At 70.5% G+C, this 21302-nt stretch carries 20 protein-coding genes; 9 read left to right on the forward strand and 11 right to left on the reverse strand.

What is annotated here, in order from left to right:
* Nucleotides 1-39: 39 nt before the first annotated feature.
* On the forward strand, nucleotides 40-606 hold the full coding sequence (locus AQJ66_RS07465) for a GNAT family N-acetyltransferase (RefSeq protein ID WP_208611306.1): 567 nt from the start codon (nucleotides 40-42) through the stop codon (nucleotides 604-606).
* Here AQJ66_RS07465 and AQJ66_RS07470 read toward each other — a convergent pair.
* The 7 genes from AQJ66_RS07470 to AQJ66_RS07500 form a co-directional block, all read right to left on the reverse strand.
* On the reverse strand, nucleotides 603-2162 hold the full coding sequence (locus tag AQJ66_RS07470; RefSeq protein WP_061918385.1) for a type IV secretory system conjugative DNA transfer family protein: 1560 nt from the start codon (nucleotides 2160-2162) through the stop codon (nucleotides 603-605). The genes AQJ66_RS07465 and AQJ66_RS07470 overlap by 4 nt on opposite strands.
* Before the next feature lie 19 nt (nucleotides 2163-2181).
* Nucleotides 2182-3594: an ATP-binding protein gene (locus AQJ66_RS07475; protein ID WP_061918387.1), complete on the reverse strand. Its 1413-nt coding sequence runs from the start codon at nucleotides 3592-3594 to the stop codon at nucleotides 2182-2184.
* Nucleotides 3595-3608: 14 nt separating this feature from the next.
* Nucleotides 3609-5168, reverse strand: coding sequence for an SCO6880 family protein (locus tag AQJ66_RS07480; protein WP_061918389.1), 1560 nt, complete (start codon nucleotides 5166-5168; stop codon nucleotides 3609-3611).
* Nucleotides 5165-6487, reverse strand: coding sequence for a hypothetical protein (locus AQJ66_RS07485; protein ID WP_061918391.1), 1323 nt, complete (start codon nucleotides 6485-6487; stop codon nucleotides 5165-5167). Before AQJ66_RS07485 ends, AQJ66_RS07480 begins: the two co-directional genes overlap by 4 nt.
* Nucleotides 6477-7292 carry a DUF8175 domain-containg protein gene (locus tag AQJ66_RS07490; RefSeq protein ID WP_061918393.1) on the reverse strand — a complete coding sequence of 272 codons (816 nt, stop codon included), beginning with the start codon at nucleotides 7290-7292 and terminating at the stop codon, nucleotides 6477-6479. Before AQJ66_RS07490 ends, AQJ66_RS07485 begins: the two co-directional genes overlap by 11 nt.
* A 173-nt stretch (nucleotides 7293-7465) precedes the next feature.
* A complete protein-coding gene (locus tag AQJ66_RS07495; protein ID WP_014673544.1) occupies nucleotides 7466-7774 on the reverse strand; it encodes a hypothetical protein in 309 nt (102 codons plus the stop codon).
* Between the two features lie 353 nt (nucleotides 7775-8127).
* On the reverse strand, nucleotides 8128-8742 hold the full coding sequence (locus AQJ66_RS07500) for a TetR/AcrR family transcriptional regulator (protein ID WP_208611307.1): 615 nt from the start codon (nucleotides 8740-8742) through the stop codon (nucleotides 8128-8130).
* A gap of 98 nt (nucleotides 8743-8840) precedes the next feature.
* Between AQJ66_RS07500 and AQJ66_RS07505 the strand changes: the two genes are divergently transcribed.
* Nucleotides 8841-9767: an oxidoreductase gene (locus tag AQJ66_RS07505; RefSeq protein WP_061918395.1), complete on the forward strand. Its 927-nt coding sequence runs from the start codon at nucleotides 8841-8843 to the stop codon at nucleotides 9765-9767.
* Here AQJ66_RS07505 and AQJ66_RS38220 read toward each other — a convergent pair.
* Nucleotides 9754-10212 (reverse strand): hypothetical protein, encoded by a 459-nt coding sequence (locus tag AQJ66_RS38220; protein ID WP_063804031.1) that lies wholly within the window; start codon nucleotides 10210-10212, stop codon nucleotides 9754-9756. The two genes, AQJ66_RS07505 and AQJ66_RS38220, sit on opposite strands and share 14 nt — an antisense overlap.
* A gap of 340 nt (nucleotides 10213-10552) precedes the next feature.
* Here AQJ66_RS38220 and AQJ66_RS07515 point away from each other — a divergent pair, with 340 nt between their 5' ends.
* From AQJ66_RS07515 to AQJ66_RS07525, 3 genes are all read left to right on the forward strand, one after another.
* On the forward strand, nucleotides 10553-11317 hold the full coding sequence (locus AQJ66_RS07515; RefSeq protein WP_208611308.1) for a trypsin-like serine peptidase: 765 nt from the start codon (nucleotides 10553-10555) through the stop codon (nucleotides 11315-11317).
* Nucleotides 11318-11445: 128 nt separating this feature from the next.
* Nucleotides 11446-12465 carry a C40 family peptidase gene (locus AQJ66_RS07520; protein ID WP_107118887.1) on the forward strand — a complete coding sequence of 340 codons (1020 nt, stop codon included), beginning with the start codon at nucleotides 11446-11448 and terminating at the stop codon, nucleotides 12463-12465.
* A gap of 237 nt (nucleotides 12466-12702) precedes the next feature.
* A complete protein-coding gene (locus AQJ66_RS07525) occupies nucleotides 12703-13407 on the forward strand; it encodes a phosphatase PAP2 family protein (RefSeq protein ID WP_061918403.1) in 705 nt (234 codons plus the stop codon).
* A 29-nt stretch (nucleotides 13408-13436) separates the two neighbouring features.
* Here AQJ66_RS07525 and AQJ66_RS07530 read toward each other — a convergent pair whose 3' ends face one another.
* A complete protein-coding gene (locus tag AQJ66_RS07530) occupies nucleotides 13437-15008 on the reverse strand; it encodes an FAD-binding oxidoreductase (protein WP_061918405.1) in 1572 nt (523 codons plus the stop codon).
* Nucleotides 15009-15332: 324 nt separating this feature from the next.
* Between AQJ66_RS07530 and pstS the strand changes: the two genes are divergently transcribed.
* The 4 genes from pstS to pstB all read left to right on the forward strand — a co-directional run bounded on the left by pstS (nucleotide 15333) and on the right by pstB (nucleotide 19480).
* Complete coding sequence (gene pstS, locus AQJ66_RS07535; protein ID WP_061918407.1) at nucleotides 15333-16466, forward strand: phosphate ABC transporter substrate-binding protein PstS; 1134 nt, start codon at nucleotides 15333-15335, stop codon at nucleotides 16464-16466.
* 124 nt (nucleotides 16467-16590) lie between these two features.
* Nucleotides 16591-17598 (forward strand): phosphate ABC transporter permease subunit PstC, encoded by a 1008-nt coding sequence (gene pstC, locus AQJ66_RS07540; RefSeq protein ID WP_061918409.1) that lies wholly within the window; start codon nucleotides 16591-16593, stop codon nucleotides 17596-17598.
* The gene (pstA, locus tag AQJ66_RS07545) at nucleotides 17595-18656 is read left to right on the forward strand and encodes a phosphate ABC transporter permease PstA (protein ID WP_061918411.1); all 1062 of its coding nucleotides are present in this window, start codon (nucleotides 17595-17597) and stop codon (nucleotides 18654-18656) included. Before pstC ends, pstA begins: the two co-directional genes overlap by 4 nt.
* A 47-nt stretch (nucleotides 18657-18703) precedes the next feature.
* A complete protein-coding gene (pstB, locus tag AQJ66_RS07550; protein WP_061918413.1) occupies nucleotides 18704-19480 on the forward strand; it encodes a phosphate ABC transporter ATP-binding protein PstB in 777 nt (258 codons plus the stop codon).
* 108 nt (nucleotides 19481-19588) lie between these two features.
* On the opposite strand, the gene AQJ66_RS07555 is transcribed toward pstB, so the two are convergent.
* Nucleotides 19589-20587 (reverse strand): inorganic phosphate transporter, encoded by a 999-nt coding sequence (locus tag AQJ66_RS07555; protein WP_061918414.1) that lies wholly within the window; start codon nucleotides 20585-20587, stop codon nucleotides 19589-19591.
* Nucleotides 20588-20594: 7 nt separating this feature from the next.
* Entirely contained in the window at nucleotides 20595-21215 is a 621-nt protein-coding gene (locus AQJ66_RS07560) for a DUF47 domain-containing protein (protein WP_015493282.1), read from the reverse strand.
* Between the last annotated feature and the right edge of the window lie 87 nt (nucleotides 21216-21302).

A 21302-nucleotide genomic window follows, 5' to 3' on the forward strand; every position in this document is an offset into this window, starting at 1 on the left:
TGAGGTGTCGCTGCCAAAGGCTGCCACTACCGTGACCTCATGACCTCCCTGAGCAGCGACCCTTACGTTGTCCGAGCGATACGCCCCGACGAGTGGCCGGCCGTGAAGCGGCTGCGTCTCGACGCGCTGCGGGATCCGGCCGCGCCCATCGCCTTCCTGGAGACCTACGAGGACGCCCTCGACCGGCCGGACTCCTTCTACCAGGAACGTGCCGCGCGGTCGGCCGAAGAAGGCAGTACGGCCCGGCAGTTCATCGCCGAGGCACCCGACGGGACCTGGGCCGGCACCGTCACCGTGCTCCTGGAGGAGGCTGGCACCACGGACTGGGCCGGATATCCGGTCGAGCGGCGGCAGGGTCATGTCGTAGGGGTCTTCGTACGGCCCGAGCACCGCGGGAACGGGCTGATCAAGGCGCTGTTCGACGCCGGTGTGGCGTGGGCGTGGGAGCGCGGTGCCGAGCGGGCCCGACTGATCGTCCACGAGGACAACGCGCGGGCGCAGGGGGCGTACCGCAAGGCGGGGTTCGCGCCCAGCGGCTTCGTCGTGGCCTTCTCGAAGGACGAGGGGGAGAAGGAGCTGGAGTTCGTGCTGGAGCGGCCGTCCTAGACCGGGAGTTCCCGGTGCGGCCAGCGGGAGCGTGCCTGCTCGCGGGAGCGGAGCAGGGCCAGGGTCGGCATGCCCTGGCCGGCCCCGGTGGCGAGCAGGTCGGGGAGCTGGGGGATGGGGGCGACGGCGGCCACGTCGTCCAGGATCAGGGTCATTGGTGGGTCGAGCCGACCGGAGGATGACCGTTCGGCCATGCGCCGGCCGCGCTCGACCACGCTGGAGACGAGGGCCGTCAGGAGCGGCATCGCGCCGGGCCTGCTCCTGGGATCCTCGATGGATTCCCCTACCACATAAAGCGTGCCCGCTTCGTTGACGAAGGAATCCAAGGCGAGGGCATCAGTTCGGTTGGGAGTGCAGGCTTCACGGATGTTGACCGTGGAGAGAGCGGAAAGCGCCCGGCTCGTCAGTTCCTGGGCCATGTCCCGGCGTTCGGGATGGGCGGTGAGGGCGGCCTCGAGTTCCCCGGCGGCACCGGGGGCGGCCTTGGGGTGCGTGCGGAGCGTCCGTACGGCGTCCTGGACCTGGATGCCCTGCGACCAGCGGTGGACGTGGCGGACGGTGCGGTTGTCCAGGGCGGCTGCGTGGAGGTAGCTCCTCAGCAGCGTGACCGCGGTGTCCGCCACCGCCTGGTCCAGCTTGGCCGTGGGCTGCACGGGGCTCAGGAGCGCGGTGGCTCGCTGCAAGGCCGTCTGTTTGTCCTCGCAGCCCGCCGTGGGGGACCAGTGCAGGCGCGCGGGAGTGTCGCAGCGGTGTCCGGGGTCGTAGAGCAGGACGGGTCCGAGTTTCGCCCTGGCGTCCTTCGTCCCCGCCCACAGGGCGGGGTTCGAGGTCACCACCAGGGTCGGGCCCGGTGCGTCCTGGACGGCTTGGACCGCGGTGGCGTGGCGGCTCGCCGGCGGCGCGTAGTGCACCGAGCCCGAGCCGAGGGACGCGTCCCACCCGCCCGCCGGTCCGCCGCCGGACGACGGGACGCCGACGCCCGCAGGGGCCGCTTCGGCCGCCTGCTCGATCGGTTCCCCCGGCTGCTGCGGCTGCGGCTCGGGAGCCGGTGCCGGTTCCGTACGCGGTACGGGGACCTCGTGGCGCGGCTCCGGTGCAGGAGCGGCCGGAGCCGCTGCCGGGGCGGCTGCCGGTCCATGGGCCCGGCCTTTCGACGCACCCCTGTCGAACGCCCTGCGCACCTTCCCCGCCCGCCAGCGCGCCACCGCCCCCAGCAGGAACAGGATGAACACCAGGAGGGCCATCATCTGGCCGATGAACAGGCCCCAGAACAGGCCCCAGCCGGAGAGCCGGCCCGCGGGGGTGCCGGGCCAGGCGCCGGGGAGGTCGTGGGGTTCGCCGATGAGGTGCCGCATGGCCGGGGGAGTGCGGGTGAACGTGACGCCGGACGGCCAGGAGCCGTGGGCGAGCAGGCCCGCCAGGCCTGTGGCCGACCACACCAGCACGGTCATGCCGAGGAGGAAGGCGAGTACGCCGATCAGCAGGCCGTCGGGGATGCCGCCCTGGCTCTCCCCGCGGCCGTCACGGCGGTCGGCACGGCCGTCGTCGGGTCTCACTCCTGCTTCCCCTTCCCCGCTACGCCACCGTCGATTCGGAGTCGCCCAGGTGCTGCTCCACGAAGGCGGCGGCCCGCTCTTCGGCCTCCAGCTCGGCGGCGCGCAGGGCGTCGTCGTGCCGCAGGTCGCTGGACGACTCGGTCATGGCGCGGTCGGTGAAGACCAGCGGGCGTTCCGTCTCGGTGACCAGGTGTTTGACCACCTGGACGTTGCCGTTGACGTCCCAGACCGCGATGCCGGGGGTGAGCGTGGGGATGATCTCCACGGCCCATCGGGGCAGGCCCAGGACCCGTCCGGTCGCTCGTGCCTCGTCGGCCTTCTGGGCGTAGATCGTGCGCGTCGACGCCATCTTCAGGATCGCCGCCGCCTCCTTCGCCGCCGCGCCGTCCACCACGTCGGACAGGTGGTGGACCACGGCCACGAAGGACAGGCCGAGCCGGCGGCCGAACTTCAGCAGCCGCTGGAACAGCTGGGCCACGAACGGGCTGTTGATGATGTGCCACGCCTCCTCGACCAGGAAGATGCGCTTCCTGCGGTCGGGGCGGATCCAGGTGTGCTCCAGCCACACGCCGACGATCGCCATGAGGATCGGCATGGCGATGGAGTTGCGGTCGATGTGGGACAGGTCGAACACGATCAGCGGCGCGTCCAGGTCGATGCCGACCGTGGTCGGGCCGTCGAACATGCCGCGCAGGTCACCGTCGACCAGGCGGTCCAGGACCAGGGCGACGTCCAGGCCCCAGGCCCGTACGTCGTCTATGGCGACGTTCATCGCCTCCGCCGACTCGGGCTCCGGGTGGCGGAGCTGCTCGACGATGTCGGTGAGGACCGGCTGGCGGTCGAGGATCGACTCGTTGACGTAGGAGTGGGCGACCTTGAGGGCGAAGCCGGCGCGCTCGTCCAGGCCGTGGCCCATCGCGACCTCGATGATGGTGCGCAGCAGGGCGAGCTGGCCCGTCGTCGTGATCGCGGGGTCCAGGGGGTTGAGGCGGATGCCGTGGTTCAGGGCCGCCGTCGGGTCGAGCCGGATGGGGGTTATCCCCAGCTCCTCCGCGATCAGGTTCCACTCGCCGACCCCGTCCTCGCCCTGCGCGTCCAGGACGACGACCTGGCGGTCCTTGAAGCGCAGCTGGCGCAGGACGTACGTCTTCTCCAGCGCCGACTTGCCGTTGCCGGACTCGCCGAGGACCAGCCAGTGCGGGGCGGGCAGCTGCTGGCCGTAGAGCTGGAAGGGGTCGTAGATGTAGCCCTTCCCGGAGTAGACCTCGCGGCCGATGATGACGCCGGAGTCGCCGAGGCCGGGTGCGGCGGTCGGGAGGTAGACGGCCTGGGCCTGGCCCGTGGAGGTGCGCACGGGCAGCCGGGTCGTCTCGACCTTCCCGAACAGGAAGGACGTGAAGGCGTCCGTGAGGACGGACAGCGGGTCCCGCATCAGCGCATCAGCCCCTACCTTCGGATTCCGGTGGCGAACGGGAGGGTGTTCACAAAGGCGCGGTGGTGCTCGCGGTCGCACCACTCCAGCTTCAGGTACGACTTTCCGGCGGAGGCCCGGATGGTCCGCTTGTCGCGGTTGAGGGCCTCGGGGGAGCGGGAGGACACGGTGATGTAGCCGACCAGGTTCACCCCGGCGGCGCCGCTGGCGAGGTCCTCGCCGCGCTGGTCGAGGCGGTTGTGGGCGGCGATGTCCCGCGGGTCCACCGTCCGGTTCATCTTGGCGGCGCGGGAGGCCTCGGCCACGTCGTTGGTCTTCTCGGTCAGCATGCGTTCGATGGCCACCTCGGTGGGCTCCAGGTCCATGGTCACGGCGACCGTCCGGATGACGTCCGGGGTGTGGACGAGGAGCGGGGCGAGGAAGTTGACGCCGACCGGGGTCATCGGCCACTCCTTCACCCAGGCCGTGGCGTGGCACCACGGGGCGCGGGTGCTGGACTCGCGGGTCTTGGCCTGGAGGTAGGTGGGCTCGGTGGCGTCGAGCTCGGCCGGCCAGGCGTTGCGCCGGCTCATCGCCTGGATGTGGTCGATGGGGTGGTCCGGGTCGTACATGGAGTGGATCAGCGACGACAGCCGGCTCTGGCCGAGGGGCTGGCGTACCCGGATGTCGGCCTCCTGCAGGCGTGAGCAGATGTCGGTCAGCTCGCGGGCCATGACGACGGCGAGCCCGGCGTCGCGGTCCAGTCTGCGGCCGGCCTGCGGGCGGGCGGCGCGGGCCATGGCCTGGGCCTCGGCGGCCAGTTCGCGGCTGTAGTGCATGCAGGCGACGAGGTAGGCGCGGTGCTGCTCGCTGCTGGTGGACACCATGGACTGCAGCTGGTCGTAGGAGCGGGTCAGCCAGTCGGGCGCCCTGTCGTCGCCGCGCTGGCTGACGTCCTTGGCGTGGGCGTCGGGGTCGGCGGGGAGGGTGCGGGCGAGCATCTGCAGGCGGGTGACGAAGCCGTCGCCGTTGGCCACGTGCTTGAGCAGGGTGCCGAAGCGGTCGACGAGGGCCTCCTGGTCCTCGGAGTCGCGCAGGCCGACACCGGGGCCCTCGATCTCGATGCAGGCGGTGACCGTCTTGCGGTCGGCGTGCAGCAGTACGGCGATCTCGTCGGGGCCGAACGGCGCGGCGAGCCAGGTGATGCGGCCGATGCCGGGCGGCGGGCCGATCTCGACCTCGCGGCCGTCGAGCCCGATGCCGGCCTCGATGACGCCGGAGCGGTAGGCGGCGCCGCGTTTGACGGTGCGCTTGTAACTGCGGTTGATCTCGAACCACTTGTAGAACGTGCGGCGCCGGTACGGCACGTAGACGGCGGCGAGCGCCAGCAGTGGGAAGCCCGTCAGCAGCACGATCCGCAGGGACAGGACGGGGACGAGGAGGCCGCACATCATGCCGAGGAACGCGCCGGCGACGATCAGCGCGATCTCGCCGGACTCGCGGTTCCGGCCGATGATCGCGTTCGGCCGGGCGCGGCCGATCAGATACGTACGGCGGGGCGTGACCGTGTGGGACAGGTGGGACTCGGTCGTCAACGCCCTTCACCTCCCGAGCGGTTGCTGCTGCTGTTGCGGTTGTTGCCGGCGTGCGGGGTGTTGGCCGGGCTGGGTGCGCGCGGCGCGGGCGCGGCGGAGGGGACGGCTCCGCCGGAGCCGCGGCTGCTGTGGGCGGCGACGCCGCCGGAGGCGGGGTTGGCGGGGCGGGGGCCGCTGCTCTGGACGCCGCCGCCTCCGCCGTTGTTGTCGGCGCGGGTGCTGTGGGTCTTGATGCCCTGCGCGACGAGGGTGGCGGGGGAGCTGATGACGGCGGCCGCCTTGCCCTCGGCGCCCTGCATGATGCGGTTGTTGCGGGAGCCGGCGATCTCGTCGCCGAAGCCGGGGACGAAGCGGTAGATCATCGCGCTGGCGAAGATGGCGAGCAGGATGATGGCGAGGCCGGAGACGACGGCGGAGAAGGAGTCCGGGCCGTTGTCGCCGGACAGGGCGCCGGCGAGGCCCAGCACGATGACGATCACCGGCTTGACGAGGATGACCGCGATCATGATGCCGGCCCAGCGCCGGACGTGGCTCCACAGGTTCTTGTCGACGAGGCCGGCGTAGACGACGGTGCCGAGGAGGGCGCCGACGTAGAGCAGGGCGGCGCGGATGACCAGCTCCAGCCAGAGGACGCCGGCGGCGAGGATGCTGACCAGGGAGACGACGATCAGCATGATCGGTCCGCCGCCGATGTCGTTGCCCTTCTTCAGGGCGCCGGAGAAGGTGCCGAAGAACGTGTCCGTCTGGTCGCCGGTCGCCTTCGCGAGGACGTCGGTGACGCCGTCCGTGGCCGACACGACGGTGTAGAGGATCAGCGGGGTGAAGGCGGAGGCGAGCACCGTGAGCCACAGGAAGCCGACGGCTTCCGAGATGGCGGTGGTCAGGGGCACGCCGCGGACGGCCCGCTTGGCCACGGCCAGCAGCCACAGGAGCAGCGTGAGGATGGTGCTGGCGGCGAAGACGACGGCGTACTGCTGCAGGAACTTGGTGTTCGTGAAGTCGACGTTCGCGGTCGCCTTCACGGCGTCGCTGAGCTTGGTGATGGTCCAGGAGGCGGCGTCGGCACAGCCCTTGGCGAGGGAGGAGAGGGGGTCGAGGGTGGAGAGGGGGCTGTCGGGGGTACTGCCGCCAAGTCCCTTGTTCGACCCGCTGTCCTTCTCGCAGTACTGCTTGGCGGGGCCCACGATGAGGTCGCACTTGTTGGACGACGGCGAGGGCTTGGGCGCCGCGACGGCCCGGGTCGCCAACAGGAGGACGGTCCCCTGCACGGCGGTGAGGGCGGCGGTGGCCTTGAGTACGCGGTGCGGGCTACCGGGCATAAGTGAAGCCTCCGTACTCCTCGACGGCCTTGGCCATCTGGTCGGCGCTGGATGCCTTGTCGTCGCCGGGAACGGGCGCGGGGCCGTCCTTCTGGGAGAAGCTGTCGACCTTCCAGTCACCGCCCTCCCAGCGCAGCTGGAGGGTCATGGTGAACCAGTCACTGGTGACCGGGTTGGTCGAGTCGGCACCGGCGGTCCCGAACACGCCGGTGCACCAGACCTCCACCGTGGCGGCGGAGTTGCTGTACGCCGTGAGCTTGGTCCCGAGAGGCGCGGTGCGCGAGACGTAGGTGTGGCCGGCAGGCGCGTCGCCGTTCGCATCGAGGCCGATGCCGCTCAGGAACTGCTTGTCGTAGGCCTTGTTGAACCTGTCGGTCAGTGCGGCCTGCTGACCGGCGACGAACACCTGCTTGACGATCTCGCTGCGCGACACCGGTTTGAGGATGTCGGCCGAGACCAGCACCACGGCGTAGTTCGCCGCCGCGCTCTGCACGCCCTGTCCGTTGTGGGCGAAGCCCGACGGGATGCCGTCGCCCTGCGTCTCCACCGGCCTGGTCCCGCTCGCCGCCGTAGGTGCCGGCCTGGGTGCGGTGTTCTTCTGGGTCGGGTCGTCCGTGGAGGAGTCGCCGCGGTTCGCGAAGGCGATCGCGGCGATGAGGAGGACGACGACGCCGACGACCGTGACCAGGCTCCGGGAGGAGGTGCGGCCGGTTCTGCGGGGTGCGCCGCCGTAGGGGTCGCCGCCGGGCAGGCGGGTGCGGGTCTGGCCCGCCTCGGGGTAGCCCTGCTCGTCTTCGGGACTCATGTCGCGTACGCCCCCTCCGCCTCGTGGACATACGACGGTAGCCGTGCTGGTTCCCGCGTGGGCGCGGTGTGGTGACTCGACATCAGGGAGACGCAACCTCAGCCGGTGGGCACGACGGGTGGGTGGTGGGTGGAGGGGGACGGCCGGGCGTGCCCGGGGAGGCGGACGGTGTGTCAGACCGCCATGCCGTAGACGATGGTGAACAGTGTGCCGAGTGAGCCGATGATGAAGACGCCGGTGAGGCCGGCGATGATCAGGCCCTTGCCCTGCTCCGCGCTGAAGGTGTCGCGCAGGGCCGTCGCGCCGATCCGCTGCTTGGCCGCACCCCAGACCGCGATGCCGAGGCAGAGCAGGATGGCGACGGCCATCACCACCTCGATCATCACCTTGGCCTCGTTGCCCAGGCTGCCGAAGGGGCCCCAGTCCGGAGCGATCCCGCCGATGATGGTGTTGATGTCTCCCTTGTCGGCCGCAAAGAGCATGTAAGTCACCGCCCCTGGTGGGTAGTTCCGCAAGGCCCCTGCCGGTGTGCAGAGGTCAGGTCTCATTGTCGCCGACAACCTGGCCGGCGTATGTCGACTTGACGTCAATCACTGCCGGGTTTCGCACAATCGACTGTTACCGTCACTCTGTGTATCACGGCAGGTCACGGCGGGCAACGAGGTCGGTGCGGAACCTGTCGTGTGGTTCCGTCGTTGAGCTCCCTTACGACCGTGCGCGGTTTCTGACGGCCGGTCGGGTGAGGTGTCGGGACGATGTTCTCACGGACGGGCGGGCGGCCTCCGCGTGCCGCCGCGGGGGCGCCGGGCGCTCCGGGGGCGCACAGGTGCGCGATTCAGCGGGGCGTGAGGCCGTGCAGCAGCAGGTGGACGTGCGCGTCCAGGCCGGCCAGGGCCTCGTCCGCGTCCAGGGCGCAACTCGCGATGAGGGCGGCGAGGCCGTGCAGGCTCGCGGCGGCGACCATCGTGATCCGCTCGGGGTCGCCCTGGACGATCTCGCCCCGGTCCTGGGCGTCGGCGATCGTGCGGGTGAGGGAGCCGAAGGACTGGTCGACGGCCTCGGCGAACGGGGCGGAGGTGTCGGGGTCGTGCTTGCGCGCGAACATCAGCTCCAGCAGTTCGGGGTTCTCGACGGCGAAGCCGAGGTAGGCCCGCGCGAGGGCGGTCATCCGCTGCTCGAAGGTGTGGCCCGGGTGGTCGGCGGCGGCGGCGAGGGCGCGGTTCAGGCGGTCGTAGCCGTCCAGGGCGAGTGCGTCGAGCAGGGCCTGCTTGTCCTTGAAGTGCCGGCCGGGGGCGGCGTGGCTGACGCCGGTGTCCCGGGCCAGTTCGCGCAGCGACAGCGCGCCGGCGCCCTTCTCGCGCAGGGTGCGGTCGGCGCTCTGGAGCAGGGCCGTGCGCAGGTCTCCGTGGTGGTAGGGGCGGCTCGGGGTCGACCGGGACATGCGCGACATGCGGTTCATCGTATCCCGATGTTGACGGTGCCAAGATAGTTGGCGCCGCCATCATTGTTGTCATTGACAGCATTGTTGGCGCTGTCTACATTGGCGGCATGGCTGAGACGACCGGCGCGCCCGGCGCGCGCAAGTGGAACGCGACCCACCTCCCCGACCTGACCGGCCGTACGGCCGTGGTCACCGGCGCCAACAGCGGCCTCGGCCGCGTGACCGCCGAGGCGCTGGCCCGGGCCGGGGCGCACGTGGTGTTCGCCGTACGGGACCCCGGACGCGGCGAGGCCGCCGCGGCGCGGGCGGGCGGGAGCACGGAGGTGCGCCGGCTGGACCTGGCGGACCTGGACTCCGTACGGGAGTTCGCCGACGCATGGGACCGCCCGCTGGACCTGCTGATCAACAACGCGGGCGTGATGATGCTGCCCGAGCAGCGCACCCGGCAGGGCTTCGAGATGCAGTTCGGCACGAACCACCTCGGGCACTTCGCGCTGACGAACCTGCTGCTGCCGCACGTCACGGACCGCGTGGTGACGGTGTCCTCCGGCCTGCACCGCGGGGGTGACGGAGTGATCCACTTCGAGGACGTGAACCTCCGCGGGCGCTACTCGCCGAGCCGCGCCTACGCCCAGTCGAAGCTGGCCAACCTGCTGTTCACGCTGGAACTCCAGCGCCGCCTGGCCGAGGCCGGCTCCCCCGTCCGGGCCCTGGCGGCCCACCCCGGCTACGCCGCGACCAACCTGCAGAGCCACGCCGCGAACCCGCTCGTCCGGGCGGTCATGGCCGTCGGCAACCGGCTCTTCGCCCAGGACGACCGGGCAGGCGCCCTGCCGACGCTGTACGCGGCCAGCCAGGACCTGCCGGGTGCGGCGTACGTCGGCCCCGACGGGCTGGGGGAGATGCGCGGCGCGCCGGCCCTGGTCGGCCGCAGCAGGGCGGCGAGCGACCCGGAGGCGGCGCGCAGGCTGTGGACGCTGTCCGAGGAGCTGACGGGGGTGAGCTGGGGACTCGCCCGGGTCAGCCGACCTTGACGTGCTGGTCCATCCCGAGTTGTTCGTGGCCGTCGACGGGGCAGTACACGTCGTAGGTGCCCTTCTCGAGGGTCACCGTCAGCGTGTCCTGGCCGCCGCTCGCGATGTTCTTCGTCCCGGCGTCCGCCACGCCGGGACCGTCGATGGACAGGGCGTGCGTGATCTTGCCGTGGTCGGCGGAGACGAAGGTGCAGGTGCCCGGAGGGAGAGACGTCCGGGACAGTTTCAGTGCGTAATCGGTCTCGGTGACCGTCACCCGGGTCCCCGACCCGGCCGCAGGCACGCCGGCGCTCGTCGAGCCGTTCCCCTGACCGCCTCCGCCGCCTCCGCCGCCTCCGCCGCCTCCGCCGCCTCCGCCGCCGCAGGCGGCGAGGACGAGAGCGGCGGTGAGGGCCCCTGCCGTCACGCCGAGTGCCGGACGAGTCGTATGTGCCGGGAGTTTCATGCGGATCACCCCCTTCCGGGTGAGGGGCCGTCTGTGGGTTGATACGGCAGAACCACCGAAAAGTTCACCTGCCGGGGCGGCTGCGGAGCGTTCAGCCGGACAGCCCACCACGACCGTACGAGCACGGAAAGTGCTGGTGGAGGGCGGGGCTCGGGCCGGAGCAGCGCTGCGGGAGCGGCGGGCGGGTCTGCGCGGCGCCCCGGAGCGGAGGCGGAGGGGCGTGCGGCCCCGTACGGTGGACGCGATACCGAGCGGGCCGCTCGGGCCTTTGGTAAATCACAAAGAAATCTCAGCCAAGTCGGGAGCCGTTTCTCACCTTCGTGCGGGAAAGTGAGGCCTGATGCGGAACTCACGCCTCTGGATGACCTCGCGTCCCGCCCTGCTCAGTGCCGTGGTCACGCTCGCGCTGACCTCGGCCTCGGTCGCCGCGGCCGACGACGCGCCGGGGCCCTTCGCGGTCACGGCCGTGGCCGGTGCGACGGCGCAGTCCCTGCGGGTGGGGGCCCTGTTCAGTGCCGACCGGGCCGACGGGCTGGCCGGCGGGCACTTCTGCACCGCCTCGGTCGTCCACAGTCCGCGGCGCGACCTCATCGTCACCGCCGCGCACTGCGTGGACGGCGACGGCGACCTCGTCTTCGCCCCGGGGTACCGGGACGGACGGGCCCCGTACGGGGTGTGGAAGGTGGACAGGCGGTACCTGCCGGACGGGTGGGCCAAGGGGCAGGACGAGGACAGCGACATCGCCTTCGCGTCCGTCGGCGAGCTGGACGGCAAGCGGATCGAGGACGTGGTCGGCGGCAACCGGTTCGTGGCCGGGGTGGCCACCGGCGCCACCGCCGTGACCGTCGTCGGCTACCCGGCCTCCCGCGAGGTGCCCATCAGCTGCACCAACAGGCCGAGGCCGCACAGCCGCACGCAACAGCGCATCCACTGCCCCGAGTTCACCGGCGGCACCAGCGGCAGCCCCTGGATCAACGGCGACCGGCAGGTCGTCGGCGTCCTCGGCGGCCACGAGAGGGGCGGCTCCACGCCCGACGTCTCCTACAGCGTGGTGCTGGGGGCCGAGGCGGCCGAGCTGTACCGTGACGCGGCCGGCGGTCCCTGAGACGGGCCCGCTCCCCGCGTCCCCCCGCGGGTCACCGCCCTCCGCTCCCCGGCCATCCGTGTCATCTGCGACGGCTTGCCTGTGAAATGACGCCACTTCAGCCCGATGGGGACTAGAACCCGGCTCTCATGGGGGAGAGTTGGAGCGTGCGGAAGGTATGGGTGATCGGTGGGGCGGCCGTCGGGCTCGGTATGGGCTTCGTCATGCTGCTCGTCGTCGGGGTGTACATCGTCGCCGGGAACCTGGTCAACGGCGTGACCTCGGGCGGCCGGGGACTGGCGAAGGGCGCCGTGCCCGCCGCCTACAAGCAGCTCGTGCAGCAGTGGGGGAACCTGTGCCCCGCGCTCAGCCCGGCTCTGCTCGCCGCCCAGCTGTACCAGGAGAGCGGCTGGAACCCGACGGTCGTCAGCCCCGCGGACGCCCGCGGCATCGCGCAGTTCATCCCGAGCACCTGGGCGACCCACGGGATCGACGGCAACGGCGACGGCAAGCGCGACATCTGGGACCCGAACGACGCGATCCCGTCGGCCGCGTCGTACGACTGCGAGCTCGCCAAGTACGTCAAGGACGTCCCCGGCAACGTCTCCGACAACATGCTCGCCGCCTACAACGCCGGGGCCTACCGGGTCATCAGGTCCCGTGGCGTGCCCGCCATCAGCGAGACGCGGAACTACGTCAAGCGGATCCGCAGCCTGGAGCAGAGCTTCGCCGCCCCGGTCACCCGGATCGACCCCAGCCGGCAGGCCGCCGGCGCCATCGCGTTCGCCCAGAGCAAGCTCGGCACGCCCTATCTGTGGGGCGGCGACGGCACCCCCGACCAGGGCGGTCGCTTCGACTGCTCGGGTCTGACCAAGGCCGCATTCGAAACCGTCGGGATCTCCCTGCCTCGGGTGGCCAACGACCAGTACAACGCCGGCCCGCACCCCTCCCGGGACCAGTTGCTCCCGGGTGACCTGGTGTTCTTCTCCGACGACCTGACCGACTCCCGGGCCATCCGGCACGTGGGCATCTACGTGGGCGGCGGCTACATGATCGACGCGCCGCGCACGGGGGCCGTCATCCGGTTCGACCCCGTCGACACCCCCGACTACTTCGGTGCCACCCGGGTGACCGAGGATGGCGCAAAAGCGCTCCCCACGAACGTGTGAGCGGAGCGTGAACCCACCCCCTGAGCTGCGGAGACGAGTCTCTCTTCGATAACGTCTGCGTGATCATTCGGTGGAGAGTGGAACGTATCAATGGGGGCTGTGCGTTCCTGTTGACGTAGCCGAGCGGACGTCAGTGCGGCAGTACGTCAGTGCAGCGGAAGCGGATCTACGCACCACGGGGGGCAGGAGCGGCGCACACGAGTGCGTCCGGGAAGACGACGAAGGGGCCGCAGCACCATGGCTGTACTCGCCGAATCCGGTTCGAACCCCGACGTCGAACTGCTCTACGACATCAACGGCCTGGCCAAGGACGCACCGCACTGGTTCGACCGGGGCATGGAGTTCGTGGGCGAGTACGGGCTGCTGCTGGCCATGGTCCTGCTGGTGCTGGGGTGTTGGTGGTCCGTGCGGCGCCGGGGCGGTGAGGGGGCGGCGTCCTCCGTGGCCGCGCTGGTGTGGGCGCCGCTCGCGGCCGGGCTCGCGGTCCTGGTGAACGTGCCGATCCGGGGCTTCGTGGAACGGCCCCGGCCCTTCGTCGACCACCAGGGACTGGACGTACTCGTCTCCGGCAAGACCGACTTCTCCTTCGTCAGCGACCACGCGACCCTCACGATGGCCCTGGGCGTCGGGCTGTTCGTCGCCCACCGCCGCTTCGGCCTGGCCGGCATCGCCCTGGCGCTGCTGGAGGGCTTCTGCCGGGTCTACATGGGCGTGCACTACCCGACCGACGTGGTGGGCGGGTTCGCGCTCGGCACGGCGGTGGTGCTGCTCCTGTCGCCGCCCGCCACGGCTCTGCTCACGCCGCTGATGAAGGCCGTGGAGCGCTCGCCGAGGGCCGGTTGGATCGTGCGCCGCCGCACGGAGTCCGACGGGCGGAAGGACGCGTTGCTGCGCAGCGCCCGCAAGCCCGTGGAGTCCGAGGAGCGGGACCTGGCCGCGTAGTCCGCGGCCCGGCCCGGCGCCCGCGGGCCCTACAGCCCCTGCTGGTAGGAGAAGAACCGCTGCGGGTCGTACTGCTTCTTCACCTTGCCCAGGCGCGTCGCCGCGTCCCCGTAGTAGGCCCGGCGCCAGTCGGTGAGGGTCGGGTCGGTGTAGTTCTGGTACGCCGCGCCGGAGGCGTACGGCCTGAGGGCGTCGTGGGCCGAGGTCAGCCAGGACTGGGCCGTGGTGCCGGAGCCGCCCGTGCCCCAGGAGGCGATGTACTGCGCCAGCATGCGGGAGCGGCGGTGGACGAAGGCCGTCGCCGTGGGGGAGACGCGGTTGACCGCGCCGCCGAGCGCCGTGAACGCGATGCTGCCCGCGCCGCCCCGGACGGAGCCGATCTGCCGCAGCAGCGTCCGGACGCCCGCCGGGGACAGGGAGCGGTCGAAGAAGTCGGAGCGGGCCGCGTACGTCTCGCGGCGCAGCGCGCCGTGCGGGTCGCGGCCCGGGGTGGAGCCCGGCAGGTGGCACTCGGCGTCGTCGGCGAAGGAGGAGCAGCCGGCGTAGATCTCCATGGCCTCCTCGTAGCCCCGGCGGCGCAGGGAGACGTACCGGGCGTCGGCGCCCGCGCGGTGGGCCAGGCGGTCCACAGCGTTCTGCAGTTCGCCGTAGGTGCCCAGGGAGAAGCAGGAGACGGAGACCGACGGGGTGCCGCCCGGGGTGCCCGACAGGTGCAGGGACGACCAGATCTCGTCGGGCTGGGTGGGGCCCCACTCCTGCCAGGCCTGGAACACCGCGGCCGCCTTGGCCCACGGCCAGGACAGGTACGCGGTCACCGCCTGCGGGGCCGGGTGCGTGGTGAAGTGCAGCTCGGTGACGACGCCGAAGTTGCCGTTGCCGGCGCCGCGCAGCGCCCAGAAGAGGTCGGCGTGGTCGCGGGCGTCGGCGGTGACCTGGGTGCCGTCGGCGGTGACGATCGTCGCCCGGGTGAGGCTGTCGCAGGTCAGGCCGTAGGCGCGGGAGGCGACGCCGTGGCCGCCGCCGAGGACCAGGCCGGAGACGCCGACGGTGGGGCAGGAGCCGGCGGGTATGGTCACGCCCTTGGCGGCCAGCCCCCGGTAGACGTCGATCAGCTTGGAGCCGGCGCCGACCACCGCCTGCCCGCCGCTCACCCGGATGCGGTTCAGCCGGGAGACGTCCAGGATCAGCCGGCCGTTGCCGGAGGAGTAACCGGCGTAGGAGTGGCCGCCGTTGCGTATCGCCACGCGCAGGCCGTGGGCGTGGGCGTACGCCAGGGTCGTGCGGATGTCGCCGACGTGGGCGACGTAGGCGACGGCGGCCGGTTTCAGCCCGTCGAAGCGGGTGTTGTAGAGCTGGTGGGCCGTCTTCCAGGTGGCGTCGCCGGGGCGCACCAGGGGGCCGTCCAGGTCCCGGGCGAGGGCCGCCCAGTTCGCGGCGGCGACCTGACCGGTGGTCTTCAGCGGAGTACCGGAAAGTCCCGTACCGTGGGCCGAGAGGGAGTGTGAGGAGCCGGCGGACGCGCCGGAGCCGGAGTCGCACCCGGCCAGCGCAGTGGTCGCCAGTGCGGCCGCGCCGCCCGAGATGAACGCACGCCGTTGCATGTGTCCGCCGCCTTTCCCGCAGTCTCCTGGAACGAGACGACGGCATGCACGCGAGGGTTCCACGGACGGGCGCGCGAATATCGAAGCCGTGTTCGCGCAACCCGGCCGTCGGTACCTTCACGTGCCCTCCCCGTGAGCATTCCGTGACCTCACCGAGACGACGGCAGGGGTTCACCCCTCGTTCACTTCCGGCCATCGGCGGCTTCACCTGTTCTGCCTAATTTCGGCCGTGCACGGTGCGAAGTGCGGCCTTACGACGCGCTCCCGCACTCACTTACCTCGCACGCCGCCGACAGCGGCGGCTCCTGGAAGGAACTTCCGAAAGTGATGCTTCAGCGCAAGAACCGGCTGCGGGCCCTTTCCCTCGGTGCTGTCGCCGTGACCGGCGCCCTGGCCCTGACGGCGTGCGGCTCCGACGACAACGGCGGCTCTTCCAAGGCGTCGGGCAACCCGTCCTCGGCGACCAACGCCTCCTCGATCAAGTGCGACGGCGCCAAGGGGCAGCTGCTGTCGGACGGCTCCTCTGCGCAGAAGAACGCGATCGACGCGTGGGTCAAGAGCTTCTCGCAGGCCTGCGGCGTGCAGATCAACTACAAGGCCGGCGGCTCCGGCGCCGGTGTGACCGCGTTCACGCAGGGCCAGATCCCCTGGGCCGGCTCCGACTCCGCGCTGAAGCCCGAGGAAGTCGCCGCCTCCAAGAAGGTCTGCTCCGGCGGCCAGGGCATCGACCTGCCGATGGTCGGCGGCCCGATCGCCATCGGTTACAACGTGAACGGCGTGGACAACCTGGTCCTCGACGCCCCGACCCTCGCCAAGATCTTCGACGGCAAGATCACCAACTGGAACGACGCGGCGATCAAGAAGCTGAACCCGAAGGCGAAGCTCCCCGACCTGAAGATCCAGGCCTTCCACCGCTCGGACGACTCCGGCACCACGGACAACTTCACCAAGTACCTGATCGCCAGCACCCCGGACAACTGGAAGTACTCCGGCGGCAAGACCTGGCAGGCCAAGGGCGGCCAGTCCGCCGCGCAGTCCTCCGGTGTGGCCCAGCAGGTCAAGCAGACCAACGGCGCCATCGGCTACTTCGAGCTCTCCTACGTCGGCGACGGCGTCAAGGCCGTCAGCATCGACACCGGTGCCTCCCAGCCGGTCGCGCCCACCACCGACAGCGCCACCAAGGCCATCGCGGACGCCAAGGTCGTCGGCACCGGCAAGGACCTGTCGCTCCAGCTGAACTACAAGACCAAGGCCGACGGCGCGTACCCGATCACCCTGGTCACCTACGAGATCGTCTGTGACAAGGGCAACAAGGCCGACACCCTGCCCACCGTCAAGTCCTTCCTCAACTACATCGCGTCCGAGGACGGCCAGAAGACCCTCAGCGGCATCGACTACGCGCCGATGCCCGACGAGATCATCGGCAAGGTCCGCAGCACCATCGCCGGCCTGAGCTGACCTGATCCGAGAGTGCGGCCCGGTTCCCACGGCCTCCCCGCGGGCCGGGCCGCACCGTCCGGTGCACCGCCGCCACGAGCCGCGCACCCCAGCGGGTGAGCGGCTCCGCAGACCGGAGAACCCGATGGACATATCGACGCAGACAACCGACGCACCTCCCCCCACGCCCCAGCCGACGGTGACCGAACAGAAGCGCAACGCCCGCGGCGCGACCCGCCCCGGCGACCGCGTCTTCCTCGGCCTGTCCCGCGGCTCCGGCATCCTGCTGCTGGTGATCATGGCCGCGATCGCGGTCTTCCTCACCTACCGCGCCTCCCTCGCGATCAGCAAGGACCACGGCAACTTCCTGACCACCTTCGAGTGGAACACCAACCTCAACCCGCCTGTCTTCGGCATCGCCGTGCTGGCCTTCGGCACGGTGGTCTCCTCGATCATCGCCATGGCCCTGGCCGTGCCGGTCGCCGTGGCCATCGCGCTGTTCCTCACGCACTACGCCCCGCGCCGGCTGAGCGGACCCGTCGCGTACGTGGTCGACCTGCTCGCCGCCGTGCCGTCCATCGTGTACGGCCTGTGGGGCGCGCTGGTCCTCGTACCGCACATGAACGGCCTCTTCGGCTGGCTCGACCACTACTTCGGCTGGACCGGCATCTTCGACTGGCAGGGCGGCGCACCGCGCTCGATGCTCACCGTCGGCATCCTGCTCGCGATCATGATCCTGCCGATCATCACCAACGTGACCCGCGAGGTCTTCCGCCAGGTCCCGCGCATGCACGAGGAAGCGGCTCTGGCCCTCGGCGCCACGCGCTGGGAGGTCGTCCGCATGTCCGTGCTGCCCTTCGGACGCTCCGGCGTGATCTCCGCGTCCATGCTCGGCCTCGGCCGCGCGCTCGGCGAGACGATGGCCGTCGCCACGGTCCTCTCGCCGACCTTCGACATCCAGGCCAGCCTGCTCGACCCGGGCGGCGGCACCTTCGCCCAGAACATCGCCAGCAAGTTCGGTGAGGCCACCGAGCAGGGCCGGGACGCGCTCATCGCCTCCGGCCTCGTCCTGTTCGTCATCACCCTGCTGGTCAACGGCGCGGCCCGCGCGATCATCGCCCGCCGCAAGGAGTACTCGGGGGCCAACGCATGAGCAGCGCAGTCGTCACCGGAAAGCGTGGCAGCACGCTGCGCAGCGCGAGCCTGCCGAAGTGGTCGCCGTGGGCGATCGCCGCCGGCTCCGTCGCGGCCGCGGTGGCCATCGGCCTGGGCGCCGGCCTCGGCAGCAAGATCCAGTGGGGTCTGATCGCCGCGGTCCTCTTCATCCTCGGCACCTACGTCATCGCCTCGTGGGTCGAGGGCCGCCGGCAGGCCAAGGACCGCATCGCCACGTCGCTGGTCTGGGTCGCGTTCCTGCTCGCCGTCGTGCCGCTGGTCTCCCTGATCTGGACCACCGTCCAGCGCGGCGTGAAGGTCCTGGACGTCTACTTCCTCACGCACTCGATGGGCGTCGTCGCCGACTCCGAGCCGGGCGGCGGCATCTACCACGCGATCATCGGCAGCCTGGAGCAGGTCGGCCTCGCCACCCTGATCGGCGCCCCGATCGGCGTGCTCACCGCGATCTACCTGGTGGAGTACGGGCGCGGCGCCCTCGCCCGCGCGGTCACCTTCTTCGTCGACGTGATGACCGGCATCCCGTCCATCGTCGCGGGTCTGTTCATCCTCAGCCTGATGCTGATGTTCGAGATGCAGCCCTTCGGCTTCGCCGGATCGCTCGCCCTGGCCATCCTGATGATGCCGGTCGTGGTCCGCTCCACGGAGGAGATGCTCAAGCTCGTCCCGAACGAGCTGCGCGAGGCCTCCCTGGCGCTCGGCGTGCCGAAGTGGCGCACCATCCTGAAGGTGGTCCTGCCGACCTCCCTCGGCGGCATCACCACCGGCATCATGCTGGCGATCGCCCGTATCGCGGGCGAGACCGCGCCGATCCTGCTGCTGGTGTGGGGCAACAGCTTCATCAACAACAACCCCTTCAGCGGCGCGCAGCAGGCGCTCCCGCTGTACATCTACCAGCAGTACGCGAACAGCTCGGGTTCGACCGCGGCCTACGACCGCGCCTGGGCGGCCTCGCTCACGCTGATCGCCTTCGTGATGATCCTGAACCTGGTGGCTCGCGGCATCGCCCGCTGGAAGGCCCCCAAGACCGGTCGCTGACGCGGCCATACAGCGACCGAGCTTGAACCTCTGGAAGTGAAGTAGACATGGCCAAGCGAATCGACGTAAGCGGACTGACCGCCTACTACGGCTCCCACAAGGCGATCGAGGACATCTCGATGACCGTCGAGCCGCGTTCGGTGACGGCGTTCATCGGCCCCTCCGGCTGCGGCAAGTCGACGTTCCTGCGCACCCTCAACCGCATGCACGAGGTCACCCCCGGTGGCCGCGTCGAGGGCAAGGTGCTGCTGGACGACGAGGACCTGTACGGCAGCGGCGTCGACCCGGTGTCCGTGCGCCGCGAGGTCGGCATGGTGTTCCAGCGGCCGAACCCGTTCCCCACCATGTCGATCTACGACAACGTGGCGGCGGGCCTGCGGCTGAACGGCAACTACAAGAAGAGCGAGCTGAGCGACATCGTCGAGAAGTCGCTCAAGGGCGCGAACCTCTGGAACGAGGTCAAGGACCGCCTGAACAAGCCCGGCTCGGGTCTGTCCGGCGGTCAGCAGCAGCGGCTGTGCATCGCGCGGGCGATCGCCGTGGAGCCGAAGGTGCTGCTCATGGACGAGCCGTGCTCCGCCCTGGACCCGATCTCCACCCTCGCCATCGAGGACCTGATCGGTGAGCTCAAGGAGCGCTTCACGATCGTCATCGTGACGCACAACATGCAGCAGGCGGCGCGCGTCTCGGACCGTACGGCGTTCTTCAACCTGGCGGCGGTCGGCCAGCCCGGCCGGCTGATCGAGATCGACGACACCGAGCGGATCTTCTCCAACCCGTCGGTCCAGGCGACGGAGGACTACATCTCCGGCCGCTTCGGCTGATCCCCCAAGACCCCTCGCGGTGCTGCATGGCGGTGCCACCGCGAGGACGCAGGAGGGCCCGCCCCCGGCTCCCGGGGGCGGGCCCACCTGCGTTGCGCCTCCGGTCGGTTACAGCACCACGACGTTGATGACGGCGAAGGCCGTCGCCGCGACCAGGGCGGCCGCCGGCATGGTGATGAACCAGCCCAGGACGATGTTCTTGGCAACACCCCAGCGGACCGCGTTGACCCGCTTGGTCGCGCCCACGCCCATGATCGCCGAGGTGATGACGTGGGTGGTGGAGATGGGCGCCTTGAACAGGTACGCCGTACCGAACATGATCGACGCGCCCGTGGCCTCGGCGGCGAAGCCCTGCGGCGGGTCCAGTTCGATGATCTTGCGGCCCAGGGTGCGCATGATGCGCCAGCCGCCCGCGTAGGTGCCGAGCGAGAGCATCAGCGCCGAGACGATCTTCACCCAGACCGGGATCGGGTCGCCGAAGGTGCCGTGACCGGAGATCACCAGGGCCATCACGACGACACCCATGGTCTTCTGGGCGTCCTGCAGACCGTGGCCGAGGGCCATGCCCGCCGCCGAGACGGTCTGGGCTATGCGGAAGCCGCGCTTGGCCTTGTGCGGGTTCGACCGGCGGAAGAGCCACATGATCGCCGTCATCACCAGGTAGCCGACGATCAGGCCGACGACCGGGGACAGGAACATCGGAATGATGATCTTGTCGACCACGCCGTTCCAGTGGACCGCCGTGCCGCCCGCCAGGGCCGCGCCCACGAGGCCGCCGAACAGTGCGTGCGAGGAGGACGACGGCAGGCCGAAGTACCAGGTGATCAGGTTCCAGGTGATCGCGCCGACGAGCGCCGCGAAGAGGATCGCCAGCCCCGTGGAGCCGGACGGTGTCTCGATCAGCCCCTCGCTGACGGTCTTGGCGACCCCCGAGCCGAGGAAGGCACCGGCGAGGTTCATCACCGCGGCCATCGCCAGCGCCGCCCGCGGGGTCAGCGCCCGCGTCGACACCGAGGTGGCGATCGCGTTCGCCGAGTCGTGAAAGCCGTTCGTATACGTGAAGAGGAGCGCGACCGCGATGGTCACGACCAGGGCGAAGGTGTCCATCGACGCCTCAGGACTCCTTGACGGCGATGGTCTCCACCGTGTTCGCCACGTGCTCGAACGCGTCCGCCGCCTCTTCCAGGACGTCGACGATCTGCTTGAGCTTCAGCACCTCGATCGCGTCGTACTTGCCGTTGAAGAGGTGCGCCAGCAGCTTGCGGTGGATCTGGTCCGCCTGGTTCTCCAGCCGGTTGACCTCGATCCAGTACTCGGTGAGGTTGTCCATGGTGCGCAGGTTCGGCATCGCCTCCGCCGTCAGTTCGGCGGCCCGCGCCAGCACCTCGATCTGCTGCTCGACGCCCTTGGGCAGTTCCTCGACGTTGTAGAGGACGACCAGGTCGACGGCCTCCTCCATGAAGTCCATGATGTCGTCCAGGGAACCGGCGAGGGCGTAGATGTCCTCGCGGTCGAACGGCGTGATGAACGAGGAGTTCAGCTGGTGGAAGATCGCGTGCGTGGCGTCGTCACCTGCGTGTTCCGCTGCCCGCATACGCTCTGCGATCTCGGCCCGGGCGGAGGAGTCCGCCCCGAGCAGTTCCATCAGGAGCTTGGAGCCGGTGACGATGTTGTCCGCGGAAGCGGCGAACATGTCGTAGAAGCTCGTCTCCCTGGGGGTCAGACGAAAGCGCACGTGGGGTCCTCGGGGTGCTTCGGTTTCGGTCAGGCTGATGGTAGGCACATCATCCGGCCACGGCTATCGGGCCGTCCCCCAGTGTCG

The organism is Streptomyces bungoensis (assembly GCF_001514215.1).
Classification (GTDB): domain Bacteria; phylum Actinomycetota; class Actinomycetes; order Streptomycetales; family Streptomycetaceae; genus Streptomyces; species Streptomyces bungoensis.